The organism is Shewanella sp. A22 (genome assembly GCF_053850585.1).
This window is the reverse complement of record NZ_JBSQBN010000045.1, coordinates 24,650-31,175: the sequence shown is the minus strand read 5'-3', so window position 1 is coordinate 31,175 and position 6,526 is coordinate 24,650. Positions and strand designations below refer to the sequence as shown.

General features: G+C 39.7%; 10 protein-coding genes and 1 riboswitch. Of the genes, 4 read left to right on the top strand and 6 right to left on the bottom strand.

Annotated features, from left to right (window positions below):
* Positions 1-151: 151 nt before the first annotated feature.
* Entirely contained in the window at positions 152-529 is a 378-nt protein-coding gene (locus ACWXWT_RS10250; RefSeq protein WP_456041485.1) for a carboxymuconolactone decarboxylase family protein, read from the bottom strand.
* A gap of 58 nt (positions 530-587) precedes the next feature.
* Complete coding sequence (locus ACWXWT_RS10245; protein WP_456041484.1) at positions 588-944, bottom strand: MerR family transcriptional regulator; 357 nt, start codon at positions 942-944, stop codon at positions 588-590.
* A gap of 337 nt (positions 945-1,281) precedes the next feature.
* Between ACWXWT_RS10245 and ACWXWT_RS10240 the strand changes: the two genes are divergently transcribed.
* The 3 genes from ACWXWT_RS10240 to ACWXWT_RS10230 are packed head-to-tail and all read left to right on the top strand — an operon-like array spanning position 1,282 to position 2,945.
* Entirely contained in the window at positions 1,282-1,857 is a 576-nt protein-coding gene (locus tag ACWXWT_RS10240) for a DUF2975 domain-containing protein (RefSeq protein WP_456041483.1), read from the top strand.
* Complete coding sequence (locus ACWXWT_RS10235) at positions 1,857-2,066, top strand: helix-turn-helix domain-containing protein (protein ID WP_011639279.1); 210 nt, start codon at positions 1,857-1,859, stop codon at positions 2,064-2,066. Before ACWXWT_RS10240 ends, ACWXWT_RS10235 begins: the two co-directional genes overlap by 1 nt.
* 15 nt (positions 2,067-2,081) lie before the next feature.
* Entirely contained in the window at positions 2,082-2,945 is an 864-nt protein-coding gene (locus tag ACWXWT_RS10230; protein WP_456041482.1) for an alpha/beta hydrolase, read from the top strand.
* 46 nt (positions 2,946-2,991) lie between these two features.
* Here the strand turns inward: ACWXWT_RS10230 and ACWXWT_RS10225 are convergent, their stop codons facing one another.
* From ACWXWT_RS10225 to ribB, 4 genes are all read right to left on the bottom strand, one after another.
* Positions 2,992-3,378, bottom strand: coding sequence for a VOC family protein (locus tag ACWXWT_RS10225; protein ID WP_456041481.1), 387 nt, complete (start codon positions 3,376-3,378; stop codon positions 2,992-2,994).
* Positions 3,379-3,489: 111 nt separating this feature from the next.
* Entirely contained in the window at positions 3,490-3,915 is a 426-nt protein-coding gene (locus ACWXWT_RS10220; protein WP_351088258.1) for a GNAT family N-acetyltransferase, read from the bottom strand.
* A 182-nt stretch (positions 3,916-4,097) separates the two neighbouring features.
* Positions 4,098-4,529, bottom strand: a complete 432-nt coding sequence (locus ACWXWT_RS10215; RefSeq protein ID WP_456041480.1) for a GNAT family N-acetyltransferase — start codon at positions 4,527-4,529, stop codon at positions 4,098-4,100.
* A 200-nt stretch (positions 4,530-4,729) separates the two neighbouring features.
* Entirely contained in the window at positions 4,730-5,386 is a 657-nt protein-coding gene (gene ribB, locus ACWXWT_RS10210; RefSeq protein WP_456041479.1) for a 3,4-dihydroxy-2-butanone-4-phosphate synthase, read from the bottom strand.
* A gap of 96 nt (positions 5,387-5,482) precedes the next feature.
* Positions 5,483-5,657: riboswitch (FMN riboswitch) on the bottom strand.
* 273 nt (positions 5,658-5,930) lie between these two features.
* Between ribB and ACWXWT_RS10205 the strand changes: the two genes are divergently transcribed.
* Positions 5,931-6,461, top strand: coding sequence for a thioesterase family protein (locus ACWXWT_RS10205; RefSeq protein ID WP_456041478.1), 531 nt, complete (start codon positions 5,931-5,933; stop codon positions 6,459-6,461).
* Positions 6,462-6,526 lie beyond the last annotated feature (65 nt).

Below are 6,526 nucleotides of genomic sequence, written 5' to 3'. Positions count from 1 at the left end.
GCCAGAATGGAGTCTCTCAGGTATTCCACTTCTGTGTTACATCGATTTAAAAGGCAACAACCATTTCTACATCAATGTGCCTTGAATTGAAAAACCTGAGTGACTCTGAACTGACCAGATATTTAATGAGATTGGTATTATTTGTTACAGGTCATGATAGTCGTTCTTCAAGGACCTCTTTAAATGCAAACATACCATTTAACGCTGCTGGAAACCCCGCATAAACTGACATTTGTAACAACACTTCTTTTACCTCATCTTCGCTGCAGCCAACATTCAAAGCCGCGTTTAAATGGACTTTGAGTTGAGGTTTACAATTGCCCAAAGCGGTTAGCGCGGCAACCGTGGCTATTTCTCGCGACTTTACATCCAATGCTTGTCTGGTATAGATATCACCAAACGGATATTCAATGGTAAATCGGGCTAAGTCAGGGCAGATATCTTGCAGGCTTTTAATAACGTTATGACCTGCTTTGCCATCAATTTTTGACAACTGTTCCATGCCTAAAGTAAATCTTGAGTTTGGCATTGATGTACTCCTATTGATAAGTAGAAGCTACACCATACAAGTTAGAGCTAACTCTAAGTCAACGGACTTTATTGGCTTTATACAAACTAATTTTGTTTTCAAGCGCCAATAAATGATTTTTCTGGAGTTCAATGTGAGCTTGTAACTGGTCTTTGTGATGCTCAAGTAGTTGTTGACGAGCTAACACAGTACTTGAACCTAACTCTCGTAATACGGCGTATTTGACTATTTCAGCTAAAGGCATACCAGTGTCTTTAAGGCGTTTGACAAAATTAACCCATTCTAAATCTTTGGCTGTATAGACTCGATGGCCGCTGCTATTTCGTTGAATCTTGCTGAGTAAACCGACTTTTTCATAATAACGCAGCGTATATGAAGATAATCCGGCTAACGTCGAAAATGCTTTCATATTCATCACTTTACTCCTGAATTAATGGTTTTTCTGTTAAATCTATATAATACAATCAGTTATTAACGATACTCTCATGTGTTATAGATGTGAAACAAAGCTATCGAGTAAAAGTTGTTGAGCATTATCAACAACATTATGTCATCTATCACGAGTTGATAGCATAGGCACTTTAATCATTTATTACGATAGTCATTTATTGTGATTCAAGCGGATGATTTTGGATTATCACCAATAGGTATATTAGATTTAATATCTTAATAGTATCGTTTATCGATAACTTATTGCTGATAAAGGGTTTGTGTGTTAACTTTATTTTAACATTAATCAGCTTAGAATGATCATGGATAGAATTGTCTCGTTAAGTAAATGGATTAAATTGCTGATTGTATTTTTAGCTTTATTACAAGTCACTAGTTATAGCGGCACTATGGTGTTCGGAGAATTCCAAGCGGGTGAATATGTGTTAGCCATTGATTGGTGGGGTTGGTTTAGTAGTTATTTAGCTGTCGACTTTGGTACACCTTGGCAAGCTCTCGCTCAAAGCCTTTATGATGCGGGATTTCATCCAGGGATCATTCTGGGCAGTGTTGAAATTCTACCTTACCTGTTTATTTATTCTTTTCTCTATCAACTTTTTGGTCTGTATCAGCAAGGTCATGTGTTTACTCCAAGTAACTTCCGCTGCTTGAGCCGTATTGCCTTAGTATTTTTAGTCTGGATTTTACTCAGCCTTTTTTACCCCATGATCATCGCATTTACATTGCACTTTAGCGGTACATCTAGTGCGGTACCTGTTTATTTTAGTCTTGGCAGTCAAGAGTTAAAGTATGCACTTTTCGGGATGATTTTTTACTGTGTAGCATGGGTCATGAAGCATGCAACGGAGCTTCAAGAAGAGGTGGAGTTGACAATTTAATGGCCATAATTATTGAGCTGGATGTGATGCTGGCAAGGCGGAAAATGAAGTCCACTGAATTGGCAGAATTGATAGGCATAACCCCTCAAAATTTGTCAGTGCTTAGAAGTGGCCGTGCAAAAGCTATTCGATTTTCGACACTAGACGCTATTTGCCAGCATTTACAATGCTCGCCAGGTGACATTTTAGTCCACAAGGACGATGAGTAAATTAAGGAAAATAATATGCAAAATTGGCTTAAACAAATAACCACAGGTGTAATGATAGGAACCACAGTGCTGGTTACTTCAGCATGTACTATGCGCCTAAGTGAAAGCACTTTTATTGCCAGCGATGAAGTCCCCGCAGCGTTTACTGCTGAGTTTACTCAACAATTACAGCAGGCGATGCCTAATCATTTGATTACCCCACTTAGCTTAGAGACAAGTGATCACGTTAAGTTAAATGGTTTTTATATTGATAACCCCAATAGCCTTACAACATTGGTGTTTTATCAAGGCAACGGCATGAAAATCGAACCACATGGCCTGTCGGTTCTTACTACATTATCGACGCTCAATACTGACATTTTAGTGATGGATCGTCGTGGATTAGGGGCAAGTGAAGGCCAACCAAGCATTAACAATATTATTGCAGATGCACAGCAACAACTGGATTATTTACATCAGCAATATCAGCCTGAAAAAGTGATATTGCACGGTTACTCACTAGGCAGTTTTATTGCCGCTGATTTAGCTAAAAATAATAAAATAGATGCGCTGATTTTACACGGTTCAGCAACTAATGCCGATGATTGGGTTGATGAAAAAACACCTTGGTATATGGCACCATTTATGACTTTGGAAATGCCAGGTGATTTTCGTAAAACAGATAATAAGCAAGTGGTCGCGCAATATTATCAAGGGCCATTATTGGTCATTGCGGCAGAAGGTGATGAAGAGGTCCCGCCTGAATTGTCTGAAAAACTATTTGTAGCTAGCCAGTCAGCCAATAAGCAGTTAATTATGGTGCCCAATGTTGGCCATCAAGGCATGTTAGACGATGCCAATACCATGAGTCAGTATCAGACGTTTATTACTGCATTGTGATTTAGTTTGTCTCCAAGTTAATTTCACATGGATGTGAACAGTGTTGCTATTGACCTAAAGGCGGCTGCCATAACTCCACTTTATTACCTTCAGGATCGATCACCCACGCAAACTTGCCGTATTCAGATTCATCTATTTTATCGAGTACATTACAGCCTTCTGCTTTGAGGGCGGCAACTACTGCATGAAGGTCTTCAACGCGGTAGTTGATCATAAATGGGGCTTGGCTTGGGGCAAATTGGTCGCTTTTATCTGAACTTACCGCCCAGATAGTGGTTCCAACAGTGGGCTTGTCATTTGAGTCGCTCCAAGAAAAAGCCGCGCCGCCCCATTCCTGAACATCAATGCCGAGATGACGCATGTACCAGGCTTGCAATGCAGGAGCATCTTCTGCTTTAAAAAATATGCCGCCGATACCAGTGACTCGTTTCATGTGAACCTCCGATGTTATCTTCTTAAAATTGATTTACTTATATTAATATGTTGTTTTTTTATTTGGATTAGTTAATTTCAAATCAAGTCTTTCGTTATATTTTATCCGCCACTACAAGGTTTTAACTAAGCAGTAAGTAATGTGACCTTTTGGGTATTCTGACAACTCACCAAAGACCTTATAGCCGAGTTTTTCGTAAAATGCCTTGGCTTGAAAGTCGAGTGTTTCAGTGCGAATATATTGAAAGCCTTTTGACTTTGCATACGCTTCAGCTTCATGCATCAGTTTAGAGCCGAGTCGATGACCACGCGCTTCTTCGGACAGCCAGAGCAATTCGATAATGCAGTAGTTCCAAAATGCATTAGCGCGAATACCGCCAACAACCTGACCCGCTTCGTTTCGAGCAAATACCGCAAAACGAGTATCAGGCTCAAGCACAACCTCGGTTGGCATATGCTGTTGATTAAATGCCTGAATGCCTTCGCTGATTGTTTTTAGGTCTGCCGATGACGGTGAGGATGCTAATTCAATTTTCAAGTGAGGTTCCATTTTTTTGTAAAACTGTATGTTAAGTAATTCATTATCCTGCTTTTATTTACCAGTGATGTAAAGGTTTTCAATTTTTTATGCATACTAGTCTGGTGCAAATTAAAGCCGATGGGGTGATGCAGCTGTAATCTTCTGTTTCAGAAATGAAACCATTAAGCGGTCATGGATGGCTAATAGCGAGTACTAATTTGCATAAAATATTCGTGCTGATCTTCACCCGTGATTTCAAATCCTAACCTTTTGTATAGCTGCAATGCAGGATTCTCTTTTAACACGGTTAACTCAATTAATTTCGGCTTCGAATCTGTGATGATTTGTTGTAAGATTTTTTTGCCAAATCCTTGCCTTTGAAACAATGGATGGATTTGGAGCTGCATTATTTCGACTGTAGTTTTATTGGCTCGATACTTTAACGTCCCGATTATCTCGTTGGCGTACATGACCAGATAAGAGCATTCATAAGCATCGTTTAATCTAAATTCATGTTGTGCATCAGACAAGAACTGCCCAGACTTTTCTAAATGCTCAACCATCGTTAATTTACGTAAACCGAGTAGGTAGGTTTTGTCTTTTTCTGTGGCAGGAATAAATTCACATCTCATTTATACCTCTTTGCGTATCGGTTATGACGTTCGACTTATAATATGGCATTACTATAAGCCAAATCGAAGCTTAATCTATATTTATGATATTTTTTATAACTTATTAGATGTAAAAAAAGAGACACCATTTAATAATGCGTCTCTCATTTTTATCTAATAGTGCGTCACTCTTGTGACAGTCTATTAGTGACTTTAATTAACTACGCCAATTTTAAATCGTACTGGTTGCGGTACATCACCATGTCTTCGATGGTCAATACGGGCATATTATGTTTGCGACCAAAAGCAACAATTTCTGGTGCTTTGGCCATAGTGCCATCTTCGTTGGTTAATTCGCATAATACACCAGCTGGCATTAAGCCTGCCATTTGCATTAAATCAACCGTACCTTCCGTATGGCCACGGCGAGTCATTACGCCGCCAGCGCGAGCTCGTAATGGGAATACATGCCCTGGATGAGCTAAGTCAGAAGCTTTAGCGTCGCGGTTTGCCGCTGTTTTAATCGTGGTAACACGATCTTGAGCTGAAACGCCTGTCGTTACACCAAGCTTTGCTTCTATAGAGATGGTAAAGGCGGTTTGATTGGCACTGTTATTATTAACAACCATCGGTGGCAATTGCAGTTTATTCGCGTGCTCGTCGGTTAAACATAAACACACAATGCCGCTGCATTCGCGGATCATTAATGCCATTTGGACGTTAGTTAAATGCTCGACAGAATAAATAATGTCGCCTTCATTTTCGCGGTCTTCATCGTCTAGTAATAATACGCCTCGGCCTTCTCTTAATGCTTCTAATGCGTTTTCTACACGAGTGATTGGTTCGCCAAATTCGGCAAGTAGTGATAGCTGATTCATGGTTGTACTCCTAAAATGACCAGAATCAGGGCTTTAGTAAAGAGGGATATAAATCCAAAACAAATTGCACCTAACAGCCGAAGCTTATCGATGTATCTCTATTCTCTCTCATCCGGACTATAACCGTCGGCTCTGGACTGTTAGGTTTTACTCATTTAAGAGTCATGGCCTATGTCACCAGATCTGCTGACCTCGACGAATCGAGCGCTCGCGGGCTCACTTTTTCAAGCATACCGCCGGTGGGGAATTGCACCCCGCCCTGAGAATTAAAAACAATAAGTGTGCGTTAAATAATGGGAGCTTAAAGTGTGACTCACCAAAACACGCGCTGCTATGGTAATCAGTTCAGATTAAGATGAAAAGGGGGATCGGTCGCATTAATGTAATAAAGCATTGCTAATCACTGTTTTATGAGAGGAACAATAATATTTCTGAATCTCTTCAGTATTGCATGGGAATATTATGTGTCGAATGAGGTGAACGTGCTTGCTCACTGGTATGACCTTTGTTAGCCTGTTGCGCTTACATTAGGAGTAAATTGTTCATGAACCTGTATTTTCGTTTTATCTGGTTATTTATATGGCGAATAGGTCACTGTAAAAAAATAAGTTTTTTAGATACTAGCCGAATTAGCTATCGAGTATTGCCATTAGATTGCGATATTAATTTACATTTAACTAATTCGCGTTATCCTGCCTTTTTTGATTTAGCTCGCACCTATTTGATTGCCGAATTAGGCTTGATGAAGCAGTTTTTACAAAATAAATGGTTACCGATAGTGAACGCCGCGGAGTTTACCTATATTCGTGATATTAAGCCGTTTGAACAATTTACCATTGAAACTAAAATGGTCGGGTGGGACGAAAAGTATTTTTATATTGAGCATCGTATGCTTACCGAACGTGGCCTACATTGCATTGCCCATGTACGTGGTGTGTTTATGTGTCGGGGGAAGCAGGTTCCTGTGGAAACCTTAATTGCTGCAGCAGGTTTCACCGATGAAATGCCTGAAATGCCACCAGAAGTCGTTAAGTGGAAGCAGTTTTTACAACTTAAAAAAGAGCGTAATATTTAATCCTTGAAAATTGAAATATATTTCAAAGTAAACTGAATTGTAGGCTGTAACGTATCAGTGGATCA